The organism is Rosistilla oblonga (assembly GCF_007751715.1).
GTDB lineage: Bacteria > Planctomycetota > Planctomycetia > Pirellulales > Pirellulaceae > Rosistilla > Rosistilla oblonga.
The window spans coordinates 2,048,251-2,066,109 of the sequence record NZ_CP036292.1 but is presented as its reverse complement, the minus strand read 5'-3'; the positions used below and the strand labels follow the sequence as shown (position 1 = coordinate 2,066,109).

The following is a 17,859-nucleotide window of genomic DNA, read 5'->3' as shown; positions in this document are numbered from 1 at the left end:
GCTGGCCCCGGTTAGGCGCGGGAGGTTCGGACGCGGCGGAAGATCAGCCAGATCGCCAACAGCGTGACTCCCGCCACGACGCCCAACAGCACGTTGGCCAACGGGCGCGGCGAGAGCGCAAACACTCCCACTCCGATCATCGCCAACCAGACGAGGTTCCCCAGCGACGGATCGCGGATTCGCAACAGTAGCGTCGTCGCGGCGATCAACAGAAACAGACCGCCCCAGATCGCAACAGCTTGCGCCAAGGGAGCATAGTCGTTGAGCTCTTTTGCTGTCTGGAATTGGATCTCGATCAGCTGCGGTTGCTGCAGCTCCGCCTCGGCGCGATAGACATGCACGACGCGGTCGGACGTAAAGGCAACGCTGGCGGAAGGTTCCAATGCCTGTCGGACCAACGTTTCGACTCCCGCCTGTTCGACCAATTGGTCCATCCGCGTTCTCAAGTCCTCGATCGTCGGCTCGGTCGCGTCACCGTAGGTGGCGAGACTTTCGACAGCGTCTTCAAAGCGATTCAGCCACGGGGTCAGCCAGTGGACCAGTTCGTAGGAGGTTCGCTCCTGCAGCGATTCGGTCGCGTTATCCAAGCAGGTAATAATCGATTCGGATTGCGCCAGCAGCAGACGTTCCGCCGACACATCTTTCCAGCCGGCGGGAACCGCCACGTCGTTCAACGGTCGCTGGAACGCGTCGCGGCCAGCCATCGCTTGCACCACAAACCAAGTCTCTTTGACGGGGACTCCGACAACCTGGGGGACTTCGAGCTTGGCGGTGCTTGCCTCGCCGCGGCAGGGCACCTCTAACAGCAATTCGATTTGCTGGGGCAACTGGCTGTACAGCAGTTGCACATCCAAGAGGTTCGACGGCCGGCGATGCAGATCCGCCTCCATGTCGTTGATCCGAGCAGCCACCACTTTGTAGGACTCGGGAATCTCGACCGACAGCAGATCGCGACCGGCGGGAACGAAGTCCCATTTGCAGCGGACGTGAGCCGCGATCGAAGTCTCGAAATATTCAAACGACGCCAACGAGACTAGCGGTTCGATCGTCAGATCTAACACCGGATTCAGGCTGGCGGAGAAATTCGGATTCGCTTCGTAAGTTACGTGATCGTCGGGAACTCCCGATGCTCTCGCCAAAGGCGTTCGCAGCGAGATTTCATTTGCCGAGGTGACCTTCCACGCGATCGCTTCGTTGGTCAATCGCCGCGGAACGGCAAAGAAGTGGCGATGCTTTCCCGCTTCGAGCATCCGCACCGTGGGAACGGTCACGCTTTCGCTGGCGGTCGCTCGCGGTCCACCACGAATCGTGATCTGGTAGCGATTGGCAGCCTGCCGCGACGGCAGGACGAGGATGATCTTCGAATCGCGATTGACCGACGGCATCGCGATCCAGGGCAGTTCATCGTCGATCGAAATCTCGCTAAACCAGCTGGCCGGAACTTCAAACGAAAAATAGTCGACGTTTCCCTGCTGCACGTGGATATCGAAGTAGGCCTTCGCCGACCACGCGCGATCCTTCCAACTGACGACGGTGACCGATTCGGATTCGATCCGCGGCGTGACTCTCTGCAACCGGAACTGCCCCGGCAGGACGGGTTCGGAGAGCCATTGGACATCGAGATTCCAACGTGTGACCGGAAACATCTGCGCGTGCAACTGTTCGACTCCGGTGACTTCAAACCGCAAGTCCTCAAACGCATCCTGTTGCAACCACTGGACGGCGACACCCGACACGCGACTCCATTGGAATTCGCTGCTGGTCAGCGTGAACTGGCTGGGGAAGATCCGCGGCACGCTCAGCGGAACATCAAGTTTCACCGGGACCGACGCTTTGACGTACAGTTCTACAAACGGTTCGGGATTCGAACGCCAACCGATTACGATTTCGTCGTGGTCCTCGAAAGGCAATCGCTTGTGGGGAACCGATTCGCCCTGCAAGATCGCACTCTCGACTTGCAAGTTCTTGGGAACCCGCAACCGGATACTCTCTCCGGCGGTCGCGTAATCTTGGACCGAAACCTTGTAATTGATCTCCAGCCGATCGGTCTCAAAGTTGATCTGGTGGACATCGTCGGCAACCGCTTGTCGCGTTTCGTCTTGTCGCAAGCGAAACGGAATCGGGCCTTTGTATTCGCTGCGGAACACCTTGCTTAAGAGTCCCGTTCGCGTCGGCCAATGCGATAAAAAAGCATTGGCATCGACGACCGTGGCCAGCGAATCCAAAGGATCTTCGATCGTCCAGTTTGCCGGTGCCGCGATCGCTACCAACACCTCGGGAGTCGTTTCGTCGGTGGTGGCCGCACGGATATCGACCAACCGAATCGTTTGAGTTGTATCGCCGTCGCGTGGGTTGGACCACAGCAGTCGCAGGGAGTCGGTCGCTTCGCTGGTGGAGACGAAGGTCAACGCCGACCGCTCTCCCTCCAAGATGCGCGTCTCTTCTAACTGCCATCCGCTCGATGTGACAACGGGAACCTGCGTCGTGTCAAAATTCAATTCGATGCGATCGACCTTCACCCCTTCGGTCGGCTGGACAAAATCCAACTGCACCTCGCGCGAAATCTGTTGCGGCGTGAGATGCAGGTACCAACAGCGTCGCGTGTTGACCAACGGCACCGATGGGTCTGCGTTCTGTTTGCGCCATGCGACCCGCAGGTTATCGACCGGACCAAGATCAGCCGACAGCGATTGAGTCGCCGAATTTGTGACGACGCTTCCTAGGCTGGAGACCGCTTCGACGTCCCGCACCTCGTCGTCATACATCACCGCCAATTGCGAGTTGAGGACTGGTGGAATCTCCAGCAACAGTTCGCGTCGTCCGGTGGCATCGTCGATCTCAGTCGGAACGGCCAATGAAAACCGAACCGTGGCGTTCGGCTGGCCTCCCAATTGAAGAACGATCTTGTCGTCGCTGCCCGATGTGGGGCGACGGATCGGAATCACATCGCCGGCGACCAACAGATCGATTCGCCGGATCGCGTCGCGAAACGGTTGTTGGCGAATCGCCATCACCACAGCGCTGGCGAGGTCGGGGTTCTCGATGCCGATCGTCGCTTGGACTCGCGCCGCATCGCGCTCGGCGACAAACGCGTTGGAGCGGATGTCGACGATGTAACGCGCCGAAGAGACGTGGGCATTGGTCAGATGAAACGCTTTGGATTCGCGTTGCAGCAATTGTTCGTAAAGCTTCGGTGGGATGTAGACCTTGTCGATCGGCGTGCCATCCTCTTCGGTCGGGATCAACAGCGAATGAGTGATCGGAGGCGTTTGGCCGCTCGCCGCGACGGCCCACGAAACGGTTAACGCCAAGCAGACGAGAGCTCGCAAAACCAACGAATGACTCCCCACCTCGCGTCGCGAATCCTCTTCGATTCGCGGAACCGGACGCTTAGCCAACAGCGAGGCGAGCAACGCTCCCAAGGCGTACGGAATCAGTGGCAACAGCAGCGGATCGATCCGCCACTTGCCCAACACTCCCACGACCGAAAGGGCGAGAAAGGCAAAGCCGAGCATTCCGAAGACTCGCCAACCGCCGGTCGCCCAGCCGAATGCAACCAACAAAATCGCAGCTCCAAATTTCAGCCCGGTCATCGTTTCGCTACGCAACAGCAGGATCGTCTCTTTTAATTCCAGCTCCGAACCAGCCGACGCCAACGGCACCGAGACCGAATCGACGACATAAGCTGGCGGCTGGACCGGCTCCGTATCGCGTTCCAGTTGCAACTGGTTCTTGTTCCATTGAACGCTGTCGGGCCCCAACCACAACCGCAAGCTCGACTCCAACACAGGATTTTCGCACTGCACCTGCGGCGGTTGCCAAACACGTCCCCAGACCTGAGCGGCGCGGTTAACGGTGAAGACCAACAGCAGAGAGCGCTGCGTGGCGAGCTTGCAGGTAACCGTCGAATCGGTGACTCGCAGCGATTCGGGAGGCAGGTCGGCCTGCTCGCCGATCGCCCGCTCCAAACGCAGCGAAGGTTCGTGGTTCACGATGATCATCCCCGAAGAATCGGGAGTGATTTCGACAAACACCCGTTCGGCTCCCGACGCATCGGCGACAACACTCAACTGTTGCCGCTGGATGATCGGCAGCGACGCCTTGGTCTTCCTGGCTTGGATCGTGACCTGCCCATCGACTGTCGGATCGTATCGCAGCACGGGGAGCGGAGATTCGCTTTGAATTCTTTTCGGTTCGGGGATCCGAACGATGTTCGAACTAACCGAGACAACTTCGACGGTGCGGTCGGTGCGGACGATGCCGCGTTGATTAAACGCCAGCGGAATACTGGGCAAATCGATCCGCAGTTCGGCGTCGACGATCTCGCGAGTGCCGACGATCACCGTGCCATCGTCGATGCGGTCGTGCGATCGCAACTTCCACACCTCGGCTCCATCCTCGGTCGTCTGCCGCGTCGCCAGGATCGAATTGCGTCCGGTCGCATCCTCGTTGTTCCTGCCCGTATCGGCGACCGTCCAACGAATCGTTTCCTGCCGCGATTCGGGAAAACGAACGACAAGTTCTTCCAACTTGCCCGAGACGTTTTCGATGCCGATCGTAAACTGTTCGGTAATCCTGCCTTCGAGAAACGTAGCCGACACGTCGACGCGAGCATCAAACCGCGAGGCGGGGCGATCGAATTCAATCGATGGCGTGCGCGTCGAATCGATCGCCAGATAACACTGCGCGACGCTCGGATCTCCGAACAGTTCGGCGATCGACGACGGCAGTTGTTTGTTGGAGATCCGGTTTTGCTGCAGCCCTTGATTGCTGCGGAATTGGATTCGCGACGACGCCGTTAACATCACGTATTCGCTGGTCGGAATCGTCTCCCAACGGACGAAAAACGTCGGCGGGATGCTCACCCGATCCTGTGGCGGCAGGGGGCGGCGTCCTTTGACGCGGACATGGAACACCTTGCCGTCGATCTCATCGGGCTCGGGCCAGATCGTCAGTCGGTCGATCTTGCCGCCGACTCGGTCGACTTCGCGTCCGCTGGAAACGACGACCGCGCTGGTGATCTCCCAGCCATCTTCGATCTCCATCGAGATCGGCCCGATCGTCGGCAACCGCATCGCCGGTTCCTGATCATCTTCGGCGGGCAGAACCGCCACCTTGTATTCGACAAAACTGTCCCAAGTCCCCTGCAATGAATCGCTACCGATATTCAAACGCATCGCGTTGGTCGCCGTGGCGTGCGAATCGTCGCGCTGCATAAACAGCTTCAGCGGCGCGTCCCACGAGGAACCCGAAAACTGATAGCTCTCGTCGACATCGGTTCGCGAAGAATTAGCGATGCTCCAACGCGTCGAGGTGTCGACGTCGATCAATTCGATCGGATAGGCGAGGTCCAATCGCAGCATCGATCCGCTGCCCGACATCACGACCTGACAATTCCGCCAGCCGACTTTGGGGAGCGTTACCCAGCCCGACTTCAGAGGTGCCGAGAGGCCGATCAACTGCAACCGATGATCGATCGAGCCCGCCGGGTCGGTCCAATCGCTGGGATCCAGGACGAGCAGCGTCTGGCCGTTTTCCAAAGTCGTTTCGTACGGGCGAGCCATCGAATCGATCGTCAACGATGTTGGGACGCTGCCGCTGGGGAGCACCAGGTTCAGCGGGCCGTTCTCGCGCGGCCAGGTGAAATCAAAGGTGAAATCCCAGGCGACGCTATCCTCGCGGATCTGGTATTTGCCAAACGCCTCACGCATCACAACTTGGCTGAGCACCGGCGACGAGGCGGCTTTGACGATCGAAAAGTCGGCCCGATCGCCCCCCGCCAATTCGACAAGATAGATCGTTTCGTCGTCGCGCAACACAACATCCTCGAGTGTCGGCGACGCGGGGTCGACTACTTCGACGGCCCCCGAATGCGTTTCGATCTCGAGGCCCTCGGGGAGAGCGAGATACAGCTTGCCGTTGCCGGTCGCTGGCAGACGCATCGTAAATTGAGTTCGCGAGGGATCGACCTGCGTCCCCTGCAAGCTCCACGAAAAACCAATCCGCTGATCGCCGCTAACCCGCGCCGCGACCTGACCATCCAACGATGTACTCAATCGCGCCGTGGTCGATCCCGAAAGCGAAGCGGTTGGAAGGACCGCCAGATTCAACGGACTCAACGTCAGTTTGCCCGGTGCATCATCTTGATATTCAAACTCAAAATAGGATTCGCCGATCGACTGCAATGCGTTCTCGGCATAGCGAGCCATCAATTGCAATTGAACCAATTCGGGCAGCACCTGTTCGTCGTTGGCCGAATCTTGCAGATTGTTTAGCGCCTGCTTCAGTTTGCTCTGCGAGATCGGTTCGTAGTCCGGCGGAATCAGCTTGGTTTCATCCCGTTTAGGAATGAAGATCTGGCGATATTTCACGCGCGGTGCTTCGTCGCTGGCCGACGGTTCATCGGCAGAACCAAAGCTGGCGGCAGAGATCACTAGAGCGATGCCGACCAGCGTCGCTCGCAGCAAGCGGTGCGGGGAACGACAAGCCAAGATCATGAATTTGCCTCGACCGGAGGTCCCACTCGTCGCGGATCGAGACTCTGCGTCGACCCGACGACAATCGGATTGGGAACGCTGCGAGTCGAGCCCTCGCGAGGCCGTGGCGCTTCGAACACGCTCGCCTGTGGCCAACCAGCGATCGCCGATCGAATCGCCAACAAGACGACCGTTAAGATCAGCGCCAACAAGCTCACCTGGCCGAAGATCACCGCCAGATCGGGCAGCGTCACCGACATCCCGACCAACAGGAATCCAAGCATCATAAAGGTGAAAGAGGTTCGCAACCGACGGACGTAGACGATCAGCGTCGACAACAGCAACGTGATCCCACCCACCACGAACCAGATCGTGCTCCGCGGTGCCGCGATCGCTTGCAGCCCCGTCAGATCGGCTGGCGTGAACAGATAGATGTTCGACGGCGGCAGCGTTTCGGAGGTGGAGCTACCGAATTGTCGTTCCAGTTCAGCTGTCGTGAGGATTGGTTTGCGAGCCATAAACAGGCTCCGCCACTGCCACTGCATCGCTCGCCCCGCTTCGGGACTTGCGTAGACCAAGTGTTGCCCCGACGGAAGCACCAGTTGCCAGTAGCACTCGCCGTGAGGAGCGTTTAGTTTCACGTGCGGTGTGATCTCATCGAGCACCGCCGGCGCCTCGACGTTCCGATCCCAGATCCAGACCTCGACCATCGAGGTGGCTTGGTCTTGAGGCAGCGGAATCTGAAGCCGGTTTCCCTGTTGGACGACATCACGGAGTTCGGTTCCGTCGACGATCGCCCGAACTTGGATGTCTTCGTTCCATTGATTGCTGAACAGTTCCAGATGCGACGCAAACCCTTGAACGCGAGCGACAATCTTCTCGCGGCGAACGGAGCTGCCGATCATCGATTGGATCCACAACCGGTCGATGAACAGCGACGCTTCATCGCGTTGCCGCTGGCGGACCAATTGGATCGTTGGCGAGATGCCGGGGATCACCAGGATCGCCCCCGGTTGTTTGTCCGAACCTGCCGGTTCATCGCGCGACCAGGCGTCCGAAACGACTTGGAACGGCATCTCGAACTCGCCGCCCGAAGCCAATTCCATCGGCAGACTCAGCGGCAGTTCGACCGAAGCAAGCTCTTCGTCGGTCTGGGGTGGGAACGGGAACGGCTGCGTCAGTTCCAATTCATAACTGCCCGGCGGCAGCGGATCGAAGCGAACTTGATAGGTCGTATCGCTCTCGCTTTTCAGGAAGACCGGCTTGCCGTCGATCGTTCCCGAACAGTTTTTCAGATCGTCGTGCGGCGACATCAATTGCAGCGAGGCAAGCGTCCCCTCGCTGAATTCAATCGACAGCCGCTGGCTGAAGAAACATTGGTCGCCATTGATCGCCAGTTCCGCCGCGATCGCGGTGCGAAACTGCGTCTTGCGACGAGCCACGGTGTGAGTCAACCGCGGCTTGCCGAAGGCCGACGACAACTGGTACACGCGGGAATCGGCGGTCGTTACATCGACGACCTGTTCGAGCCCGTGGCTGTTAGCGGGATCAAAGGCGATCGTAACGTTCTCTTTTTCCAGCACGCGCACTTGGCCCGGCGTGTAGATCACGTCGCTGCGTCGTTTGGCTGGCCGATTGATCGACGGGATGTCAAAGCTGACCTTCCCCTCGCTGCCCGAGAGGGCTCGGATCAGCTGCAGCTTCAATTGCCGCCGCTGTCCCGAGATCGGTTTTAAGTTTTCGATCAGTTCGTCGACTTCGATCTGCACGGTCTCCGCCGTCGGTTCGACGCCGGCGATGTCGAGGTCGATCAACAGTTGATCGTTGATGCGTTGCAGTTCCCATTGCTTGAAGTCGATCGTCAAGCTCTGCCCGGTCGTCCCCGATCCGGCGACGTTAACAAACACATCCAGATTCACCGACTCCGGACCGATCGATGTTTCGTAATCGACCTGCATCCGCATCCCGCTCGCCTTCACCGCGAGCCAGATCGGCAGGGTGAAGTCGCCGCGATCGTAGCGGAAATCGTAGGCTCGGCCGTCCCCTTCGCTGTTCGAAGCGGAGATCAACGGCCGCACAAAGTTGCCTTCCAGCCAACGCAAGCGGTGATCGCGGGTCGTTTGAATTTTGATCGTTCCGGTCTCGCGGACGCTGCCAGCGATCGACATCCCAACCAACCGCAGCGGCGATTCGGTTCGATAGTCTGCGCCGGGCACATCGACTTGCAACTGGAACGTCAACCGCGGCGTCTCGGAAAGAGCAGGGGTGATCCGGTAGGTGTCGTTCCCGACAGGACTGATCGAGACGTCGGAAAACGAAATCGGCGAGATCGAAAACTGCGCCGGGATCTGCATCTCAAATGGTTGAATGTTGCCCGACAGATTGCGGACTTTGTAAGTCACCTCGATCTGCGGCGATTGCTGCGGGTCCTGCCAATCGATCTTCCAGTCCCCTTCGACCTCCAGCGATTGCGTTTCGGGAGCCTCCTCTTCGGATGCTCCCCAAGCCATCGTGAAATCGCCGCCAGCCGCTTCCAACTGAATCAGGCTCTTGCCTTGCTCAACCGGTTCGGGAGCGCGAACGATCTCTTCGCTTGTCGAACCGGTAACGACGGCAAACGGTCGCTCTTGATCGACAGTCAACTTGATCGTCGTCGGGGCGACGGGCAAGCGAAAGTCGATGTTGCGACGGACATCCGCCTCGTTGACTCGGACCGAGAACTTGGCCTGGACCACGATCCGCTGCTTGGTGGGCGTTCCCAACAGCGTCTGGCTGCCGAGTTTCGGATCGGTCATCCCGCGAACATCGCTCAGCCCGTCGACTTGGAACGGTGTCAGCCGATGGAAGTTCTTCATCAGCAGCGGGATCGCCACCTCCTCCTTCAAACTGGCATCGAGATCGATCCGCAACTCGACATCCAATTCGGCTCGGCCACCCTTCGCTTCCCCTGTGATTTCAATCGAATCGAAGGTGAACGGAGCGCGGCCGCTGGGCGTGCTGCCGACGACCTGGTTGCGACGCTCAAAATCGCGATAGGGAGTGATCGGGATGAAGACCCGCGTGCCATCGTCGAGCATGTAGATCGCCGGGGGGAGCGCATCCTGCGGCGTGATCAGGTCGTCGATCCCGTCGGGGAACTGCACCTGGGGGGGAGTCTGGGCACTGCAGGGGAGGACCACAATCCACGCCAGCGCACACGCGATCCAAGCGCACAGCACCCTGGCAGAATTGAATCGGTTTGCTTGCCAGAAAAGCACTCGAAACCCATCGGGTGATAAGGACACGGTTAACGCAGAGAAGCTCTACTCATTTTAAGCGAATCACCGCCGAGTAAAAAGCTTGTGACTAATCGGATTAGGGAAACTGGCGAGAACACGTCGACTTGGGGATGCACTTCCCCAAATAATCCGCAGGACCGGACGCAATAAAACCAACGATTTCCGCTGCCGGGGGGCCAGACTAGGCCAAGCAGCGGCGGAGTTGATCGTTTAGCGATTTCGTGGCGGTTGCCACAAATCGTGGGTCCCAAATATCAAATTTTTCCCCCGCGAGGGACAAGATCTCCCCCTGAGCCTCGGAAACGATCACCGCTCCCGCCGCGACATCCCAAGGTTTGACACACGTCGCCCAGTAGCCGTCCAACCGTCCTGCCGCGACATAACAGAGATTCAGCGCAGCCGAACCGAGCCGACGAACGGCTTGAGCTTGATCCAAAGCGGCGGCAAAACGGTCCAGTTCTCCCGAATCGTGACGCACACCCGCCGAAAAGCTGCATGCCAAAAGAGCTTGATCCAGTCGATCGGACTGGCTGCACTGGATCGGGCAGTCGTTCAAAAACGCCCCGCCGCCACGCTGCGCCCAGAAGATCTCTTTTGTTACCGGATCGTGGACGACTCCAAGCTGCAATTCCCCACGGTGGTACATCGCGATCGAAACCGCGAAGCTCTGCAATTGATGGACGTAATTGACAGTCCCATCCAACGGATCGACGATCCAGATCGGCGGGTGGTTCGGATCGGCCAACATCTCGGCGGAGACCTGGTCGTGCCCCTCCTCCTCGCCGACAAATCCGTGGTCGGGAAAGTTGGAGAGCAGGATCTTTTGGATCGCTTGCTGCGCCGCGACGTCCGCTTCGGTAACCAGATCGCGAGGTGCCTTCTCGCGGACCGAAAACCGGCCTTGGTAGGATAAAAGAATCTCAGCACCAGCTGCGGCCGCCAGCCGCGCCACCTTCAGATAGTTGTCGTTCATGTCCAAGCGTTGCTCCATGCGGATGGATCGAATTAGGTCCGGTGCCCCCCAATTATCGGTAAACTCTCCTGTTTGATATGCGAAATCGCGACGGGCGACCACCCGCCGAGGTCGGCATTTATCTCGGATTCGATCATCCAGCGACTTTTCTGCCCTGCGGATCCTGCGACCGCGCCGGCGTTTATTCCGGTTGGTCCTCGTCGATCAACTCTTCGACGACGACCCGATTGCCGTAAACCTGTTTGACGATCACCGGTCGCTGCGGATCGATCATCGGTCCGTCGCTGACCACCGCAATCAACTCCTCGCCGAACCTGGCTTTGCCCGACGGGACCAGCGGCGTCGTCGCGATTCCTCGCTGACCTTGCAGATGATCCCAGTGGACGATCGCTTCGTTCTCGGCCCGAATCTGCTTCTCCTCTTCGTCTTCGACCATCATCAGATGGCGGAAGAAAGGCAACTGAGGCAGCATCCAACGGAGCGCCAGCCCGCCTCCTAACATCCCGCCGATCGCCACCAGCACGCCGATCAGATTGCCCGTTAATTGGTTGTATTGGTAGGCGTTGCTGGGCAGTACAAACGTTTGGCTGACCAGGACTAAACTGGCCACTAACATCACCAAGCCGCCGATCCCAAAAATGCCAAAGCCGGGGAACAACAGCACCTCCGCCAGCAGACAGAGAACTCCGCCGACGAACAAGAAGATCTCCAACCACTCCGCCGTTCCGCCGGCCGCTTGGATCCAAAAGAAGAGCATCAGGCTGACCATCGAAATGAAGCCGGGAAAACCGATCCCCGGCGCACCGATCTCCACCGACAGCATGAAGAAGCCGATGAACAGCAGCATCCGCGGCAGCCAAACTTGGCGTCCCAGGCTCTCGACAAAATTCACGATCCAGCGTTCGTCCAGCCGTTGAGGCAGATCTTTCAGTCCAACCTTTCGGCAGACCTGTTTTAGATCGCTCTCGATGCCGGTGATCAGCCCCAGTTGAAGTGCTTGTTCTGCCGAGATGCCATCGGCCAACGCGACGGCCCCCTGGCGAGCCCATCGCGCCGCGTCGTCTCGCGCGGCGTGTTCGTCGGAACTGAAGTAAGCGACGCGACCGCTGCGGGCGTCAAGATATTCGAAGACTTCCAGTTCTCGATCCAACAGCCCGCGCAACAGCGCTGGACTGCGTCCCGTCGACCGCGCGATCTGGTCGATCGCTTCGCTCAGATCATCCAACGCCGCGGCGCTGAACGACGCTGCTCCCGGCCCGCCCAGGTTTGCTTCGGGGGACATGTAGACCTGTTGCGCCGACAATGCGACCAACGCGGCATCGCCGACGGCTTGAGGGTCGACAAACGCGGCGGTTCGGATTCCCTGAGCCGGAAGGTTGGCGAAATACGATGCCAATTCGAGCGATTCGTTTAGATCTCCACCGGCGCTGTTGACGTGCGATACGACGAGATTCAGATCGTGGCGTTGGATCGCGTCGGACAAATTATTGCGGACGCGTCGTCCCCGCCGGCGATTGATCGGACCGCTGATCTCCGCCAACACCGCGTTGACCTCTCCCAGGTTGGGCGACTGGGAATCGCTGATTCGCGACAAACCGAGCGCGGTGGCCAATTCATCGACATCGCGAACCTCGTGCGTTGCCCACCGATAGGTCCTCATCTGCGAACCGACAAAGTTGGCAAGCTCGCCCGGCGCGGCAAGCTGTTCCTCTTTCCAGACCTTCCCCTGGTCGCGGAGTTCCGCAAGTTCGGGTCCCGAAAGAAACAGGTCGCCCCCATCGACTTGGCTGATCCGGACTAGTTCGAGATCGGCGTCCAGCATCGCTCGCACCGCTCCGATCGGAATCGTGCGGCGTCGCTGGGCGATCGATTCATAAGCTAACATGACGACCGGATCGACGGAGGCTTGGTCGATTCCGGCATCTCCCAAACTGGCTCCGGGGGCAACGACGATCTGATCGCAAGCCAGCACCGGCAGGACCGCGTGCCCTTGGACCGATCCGGCGACGTAAGCGATCGTCTTGACGTCGGTCGCGTTTTCGCTGGTCAAGAACCGCGCCAATTGCAGCCCGCGTTCGAAAGCCGTTTCGCCGCCGGTCGCCTGGTCGCCTTGCTTGCCGAACTGCAGCACTAACTTTTGCCGCCCCGCTTCCGCTGTGGCGGTGGAACGGATCGTGTTGATCGTCGATTCGACCTGCCGCTGCGTTGCATCGTCGATCGGCAACGCGACTTGAACCAACACTCCTCGCTGGACGTCCTGGCTGAAGGTCGGAGATTCGGTCAGCGGAAACGCCAGACAAAGCGCAACCCAACCCAAAAGAAAGCTCCGCCACGGTGGCAGCGCGCGGTTACCGCCGGTGCGCATGCGTCGTGAGTGCTGTTGGAACATCGTACATCCCCCTCCTCTTCCCAGCACTGATTATACGTGCCCCGAACCGCCAGATCGCGTTATTCGGCGACTTCGCGCGACAACAACCGAGCCCGGATGCGGTTCCCGTGTTCTTGGGGATCGCGCTGCGTCTTGTAATATTCGATCGCTTCGTCGGGACGGTCCAGATGCTCCAATGCTCTTCCCACATTGTAACGAGCCGAAGGTCCCCAAGGGGATTGCGCGTCGCGGCCCAGCACACGCTTCTGCTGCCACGTCGCTGCGTTTTCGTAACGCGAGTCTTCGAACTGGATCAACGCCAACCAAAACGTTGCCGCCTGTTTGGCTTGGCGGTACTGAGCCTGGATGATTCGCAACTGCTGGTCGTACGCTTCCTGCGGCTGTCCAGGTTGGCGGCGAGCGTTCAATTGAACCTGCAGATTCACATCGTACGGCAGGTTTTCGATGTCGGTGTCGGGAATCCGAAGGTTCATATAAAGGATCCGCGCCCCATCGTCTTCGTCGCGATCGAACTCGCCGCTCAAGTGATTCCACCGCGCGTTGGCCAACGGAAAATTGGGAGACAACATGCCCCATCGCATCTGTTGGTCCAGATAGACCTTCAGGTCGTCGGACATCGCTCGCTGCATTGCAAAGTGATACCGGCGAGCCAAAGCGTCGATCGACCAGGCTTGGACTTCGTCGATCAATTCGAGTTCTTCCCACGCCGCGATCGATTCGGGATCGTACGTCAGCTGCATCCGGGCGTCGCCGGTCAGCCCCTGCTGCAGGGCTTTCATCCGCCAACAAAACGCTTCGGTCGGGATGTCGATGAAGGCGACAACTTTCGACAGCCAGCTGGAATCGACGGGATAATCGTACAGCCCGGCGATCTTCATCCGCCGCAGCACCGCCGGATCCTCTTTGGCTTGAGCGAGCGTCGCGATTCCCTCTTGCCCAGGACCGGGAACGTGCGTTCCGATGATGGCATCAAATAGGAAGACCTGTTGGCCGGCGCGGACGCCCACCAACCACGGCGCGACCGAGTCGCGATCGGGGTGCTTGATCGCCAGCATGCAGGCATCGAGGCCGGCCTGTTGGCACAGCGCGAGGAAGACGCGCGAACGCTGCAGCCCATCGCCGCTGCCTCGCCACAAACATTCCTCCAACGTCTGCCGATACCCAGGTCCATCGAAGACCAATCCAGGCGGCATCTCCTTGGGAGCGACCCGCGGAGAATTGGCGGGGAATTGCATCGGTTGCAGTTGGATATTGCGGAGCGTCCAGTCGAACAAGCGGCACGCTTTTTCCAGCGTTTGAGCCTGCGACGGGTCGAGTCCCGACTCTTCGTCGGCTAGCCAGCCGGCGAGAATTGGATCGTGCAGCGGCCCGTCGCCAGCCCAGTTCGCGACGCGGCTGAGCAGAAAACAGCGACGAAAATAGTCGATGTCGCCCGGCAGGAAGGTGTCGGAATCGGGACGGACCGCGTCGACTTCGTCGGGGAACGACTGCATCCGTTGGGCCGCCATCGGGGACAACTGGCGATCGACCTTCGGCGGCGAGGCTTCCAACCAAGCGTTCAGATGGTAATTGATCTGCCGCGTCGCCGCTTGAGGATCGAGCTCGACCATCCGGCTGATATAGCCAGCCGCCTCGTTCAAGTGGTCGACGGTTGCCGCTTCGTTTGCCAGCTGCTGCTTTTGTTTACGCCGCGCTTGGCGGACGATCTCCGCTTCGTTGTTGCAGCCGACAAGAGCTGCATTGGCAGCGATCAAAAGACAGACCAAGCCAATGCGGTAACGAGAGTTTGTGATCCAGATCATCATTCGATTTTTTAGGGCCGGACAGAAAACTGAGTTTTTAGAACGGGATGCCGATCCAACCAAATCGTTTTCTGTCCGCCTTTAAAGGGCCTCGAGACCGCGGCGGATTGCGAGCATCCGGCCCACCAAACCCGAAAACTGATCCAGCGGAACCATGTTCGGACCATCGCTCGGTGATTTATCGGGGTCGGGGTGGGTTTCAAAGAATAACGCGTCGGTTCCTATTGCTACGGCAGCCCGAGCTAATGGTTCAACCATCGCGCGATTGCCGCCGGTTGCGCCACCCAACCCACCGGGCTGCTGGACGCTGTGCGTGGCGTCAAAAACGACTGGCACGCCCAACGCCTGCATCTCCGGAATCGACCGCATATCGTTGACCAAACGGCCGTAACCGAAAAACGTTCCCCGCTCGCACAGCAGGATGTTTTGCGATCCGCTCTCCCGCAGCTTTTCGACGACGTACCGCATGTCGCCGGGAGCCATAAATTGCCCCTTCTTCACGTTGATCGCTTTGCCCGTTTCGGCTGCCGCGACCAACAGATCGGTCTGGCGGGCGAGAAAAGCAGGGATTTGCAGCAGATCGCAAACCCGCCCGGCAGCTTCGGCTTGCTCGGGAAGATGAATGTCGGTCGTCACCGGCAGGCCGGTCGCTTCGCCAACGGCTTGCAGAATCTCGAGCCCCGCTTCGAGTCCCGGCCCGCGGTAGCTGCTCAAACTGGTCCGGTTCGCCTTATCAAACGAAGCCTTAAAGACGATCGAGGCACCATGCTCTTGGCCGATATCGCGCAGCCGCAAACCGATCTCGATCGCTGCCTCGCGCGTTTCCAAAACACACGGACCGGCAATCAACAGCAATGGATTGCCAGGGCCGCAGGTGTAGTCGCCGATTTTCGCCGGAGTTATGCCATCCTGATGCATCGTTTCTCAGTCCCTTTTCGATTGGATCGCCCACCGCTTGGCTGGCGTCGGATTGCTGGCTTCGCCAGTCGTCTAAGCGACGTTGGAATCGAAGACGCGAACCTGTTTCCAGTTCTCTTTTTGTTCGGCGATGAATTCGTTGTGCGGGTCGGACACTTGGTAGGCATCGTGTGCCGCGCGGTCGGCAAACACGATCGCCAAACAAACATCAAACTCCTGGTCGTTGACCGGGCGTTGCATCTCCGGTTCGCGACGCCCCATCGCATAGCTGACGATGCCGTCATGGGGCTTAAGGTACTTCAGCCCCGCGGCGATCAACGATTCGCATTGCACATCGGACTTATCGTTCAGCGTAAAAAAGACACAATGTGCAAACTTCATCGGTGCGGAATCCTAATTAAAAATCGAGGTCGTCGTGCTGTTCGTTCTTGAAGCGATTCGACTCGCTGCGGCGGTTCATGCCGGCGCGGTCCATCAACGAACGTCGCAGAACGTCGGACAATTGATCTTCGTCCGGCGGTGGTGGGCCAAACGCCCCCAGATCCTGCGGGTTGTATTCGATGGTGTATTCGTGCTTGGCAAACGAGATCACCGAACCGGGATCGAGTCGTTTGCGCAAGATCCGGCTGCCGTTGACCTTGGTGCCGTTGCGGCTGTCCATATCGCGAGCGAACCAGTATCCGTTCTCGAGCGTCAGCCGACAATGCTGCCCCGAAATATTTGCGAACTTCAAACAGATGTCGCACGAATCGCGGCGTCCGACCGTCAATCGCTCCTTCAACAACGGCACCGGATCGCCGCCGCTGGAGGGTTCGAGCATCCCGTAACGTTTAACTTTGCCAATATCGTCCATCGGTTCCCTTGCCTGCCCACGCCGTTGGCGCTATCTATGCGCTGAGTAATAGTGGACCTTACACTCAGGTTGCTGAAAAATGGTAGCCACTTCAAAAGTCCCTTAGCGCTCCATTTATTGTCACTTCACCTAACTATAATAGCTCTCAAACATGCAATCCTCAATTCCGCCGGGGCACGAACATTTCGATTGGCGGCTCGATGGTGCGTTCTATTACCCTTATAGCGCCTATTTGCGGAATCGCTTCGGCGGTCGCGTCCAACGGGTCAGCATCAACGCCGGCTTCACATGCCCCAACGCCGATGGAACGCTTGCCAAAGGGGGCTGCAATTTCTGCAACAACCCTTCGTTCAGCCCCAGCCGGCGGACGCGGCGATACGAGATCCGCGAACAGATCGATCGCGGGATCGAAGCCCTAAAGCGTCGATACAGCAACATCAAGGGCTTCATCGCTTACTTCCAGCCTGCCACGAACACCTACGCCGACGTCGACCATCTGCGGGCGTTGTACGAGGAATCGCTGTCGCATCCGGAAGTTGTCGGCCTGGCGATCGGCACCCGCCCCGACTGCGTCGCCGAGGATGTGTTGGATCTGATCAGCGAATTGGCCCAGCAGCGTTACGTCTCGGTCGAATACGGCATGCAGACGATCCACGCGGAGAGTCTCGATTGGATGAACCGCGCTCACTACCACGATTCGATGATCGATGCTGTCGAGCGTAGCCGCGGCCGCGGGTTCGAGATCAGCGGTCATGTGATCCTGGGGATCCCACGCGAATCGCACGCCGACATGATGGAGACCGCCGTCGAAGTCGCTCGACTGAATCTCGACGCCGTGAAGATTCATAATCTGTACGCCGTCAAAAATACGCGTCTGGGGGATGAAGTCGCTGCGGGGGAGGTGGAATTGATGCCCCGGGACGAATACGTCCAGACAGTCGTCGATTTCATCGAACGCCTGCCCGAAACGATGATCATCGAACGGGTCAGCGGCGAAGCTCCGCCGGCCTACCTGATCGCTCCGGAATGGTGCTTGCAGAAGTCGAGCCTGCGACATGCGATCGAGCAGGAATTCAAGCAGCGAGGGAGCCGGCAGGGGAGTCGTTATGTGGCGGCGGCCTCGTCGGACGGCTGAGCCCTGCGGTCCTATCGGCAACACAATTTGATACA

Annotated in this window: 9 protein-coding genes; 1 reads left to right on the top strand and 8 read right to left on the bottom strand. The window is 59.1% G+C overall.

The features are described 5' to 3' along the window. Nucleotides 1–11: 11 nt before the first annotated feature. The 8 genes from CA51_RS07345 to CA51_RS07310 form a co-directional block, all read right to left on the bottom strand. Complete coding sequence (locus CA51_RS07345) at nt 12–6,497, bottom strand: hypothetical protein (RefSeq protein ID WP_145119194.1); 6,486 nt, start codon at nt 6,495–6,497, stop codon at nt 12–14. After that, entirely contained in the window at nt 6,494–9,619 is a 3,126-nt protein-coding gene (locus CA51_RS07340; protein WP_145119192.1) for a hypothetical protein, read from the bottom strand. Before CA51_RS07340 ends, CA51_RS07345 begins: the two co-directional genes overlap by 4 nt. Nucleotides 9,620–9,935: 316 nt before the next feature. Next, on the bottom strand, nt 9,936–10,745 hold the full coding sequence (locus CA51_RS07335) for an inositol monophosphatase family protein (RefSeq protein WP_231746047.1): 810 nt from the start codon (nt 10,743–10,745) through the stop codon (nt 9,936–9,938). Between the two features lie 163 nt (nt 10,746–10,908). Beyond that, nucleotides 10,909–13,116 (bottom strand): NfeD family protein, encoded by a 2,208-nt coding sequence (locus tag CA51_RS07330; RefSeq protein ID WP_145119190.1) that lies wholly within the window; start codon nt 13,114–13,116, stop codon nt 10,909–10,911. 59 nt (nt 13,117–13,175) lie between these two features. Continuing rightward, complete coding sequence (locus tag CA51_RS07325) at nt 13,176–14,918, bottom strand: tetratricopeptide repeat protein (protein WP_197451660.1); 1,743 nt, start codon at nt 14,916–14,918, stop codon at nt 13,176–13,178. A gap of 81 nt (nt 14,919–14,999) precedes the next feature. After that, nucleotides 15,000–15,836 carry a 3-deoxy-8-phosphooctulonate synthase gene (gene kdsA, locus CA51_RS07320; RefSeq protein ID WP_145119186.1) on the bottom strand — a complete coding sequence of 279 codons (837 nt, stop codon included), beginning with the start codon at nt 15,834–15,836 and terminating at the stop codon, nt 15,000–15,002. A 72-nt stretch (nt 15,837–15,908) separates the two neighbouring features. Beyond that, complete coding sequence (locus tag CA51_RS07315) at nt 15,909–16,217, bottom strand: Dabb family protein (protein ID WP_145119184.1); 309 nt, start codon at nt 16,215–16,217, stop codon at nt 15,909–15,911. Between the two features lie 16 nt (nt 16,218–16,233). Then, nucleotides 16,234–16,689: an FHA domain-containing protein gene (locus tag CA51_RS07310; RefSeq protein ID WP_145093684.1), complete on the bottom strand. Its 456-nt coding sequence runs from the start codon at nt 16,687–16,689 to the stop codon at nt 16,234–16,236. Between the two features lie 151 nt (nt 16,690–16,840). Between CA51_RS07310 and mnmL the strand changes: the two genes are divergently transcribed. Continuing rightward, a complete protein-coding gene (gene mnmL / locus CA51_RS07305; RefSeq protein WP_145119182.1) occupies nt 16,841–17,824 on the top strand; it encodes a tRNA modification radical SAM protein MnmL/YtqA in 984 nt (327 codons plus the stop codon). Nucleotides 17,825–17,859 lie beyond the last annotated feature (35 nt).

Coding starts and splice junctions, on each gene's coding strand:
- CA51_RS07335 (WP_231746047.1), bottom strand. CDS start 10,745: ATGGAGCAACGCTTGGACATGAACGACAACTATCTGAAGGTGGCGCGG.
- CA51_RS07315 (WP_145119184.1), bottom strand. CDS start 16,217: ATGAAGTTTGCACATTGTGTCTTTTTTACGCTGAACGATAAGTCCGAT.
- CA51_RS07325 (WP_197451660.1), bottom strand. CDS start 14,918: ATGATCTGGATCACAAACTCTCGTTACCGCATTGGCTTGGTCTGTCTT.
- kdsA (WP_145119186.1), bottom strand. CDS start 15,836: ATGCATCAGGATGGCATAACTCCGGCGAAAATCGGCGACTACACCTGC.
- mnmL (WP_145119182.1), top strand. CDS start 16,841: ATGCAATCCTCAATTCCGCCGGGGCACGAACATTTCGATTGGCGGCTC.
- CA51_RS07330 (WP_145119190.1), bottom strand. CDS start 13,116: ATGTTCCAACAGCACTCACGACGCATGCGCACCGGCGGTAACCGCGCG.
- CA51_RS07310 (WP_145093684.1), bottom strand. CDS start 16,689: ATGGACGATATTGGCAAAGTTAAACGTTACGGGATGCTCGAACCCTCC.
- CA51_RS07345 (WP_145119194.1), bottom strand. CDS start 6,497: ATGATCTTGGCTTGTCGTTCCCCGCACCGCTTGCTGCGAGCGACGCTG.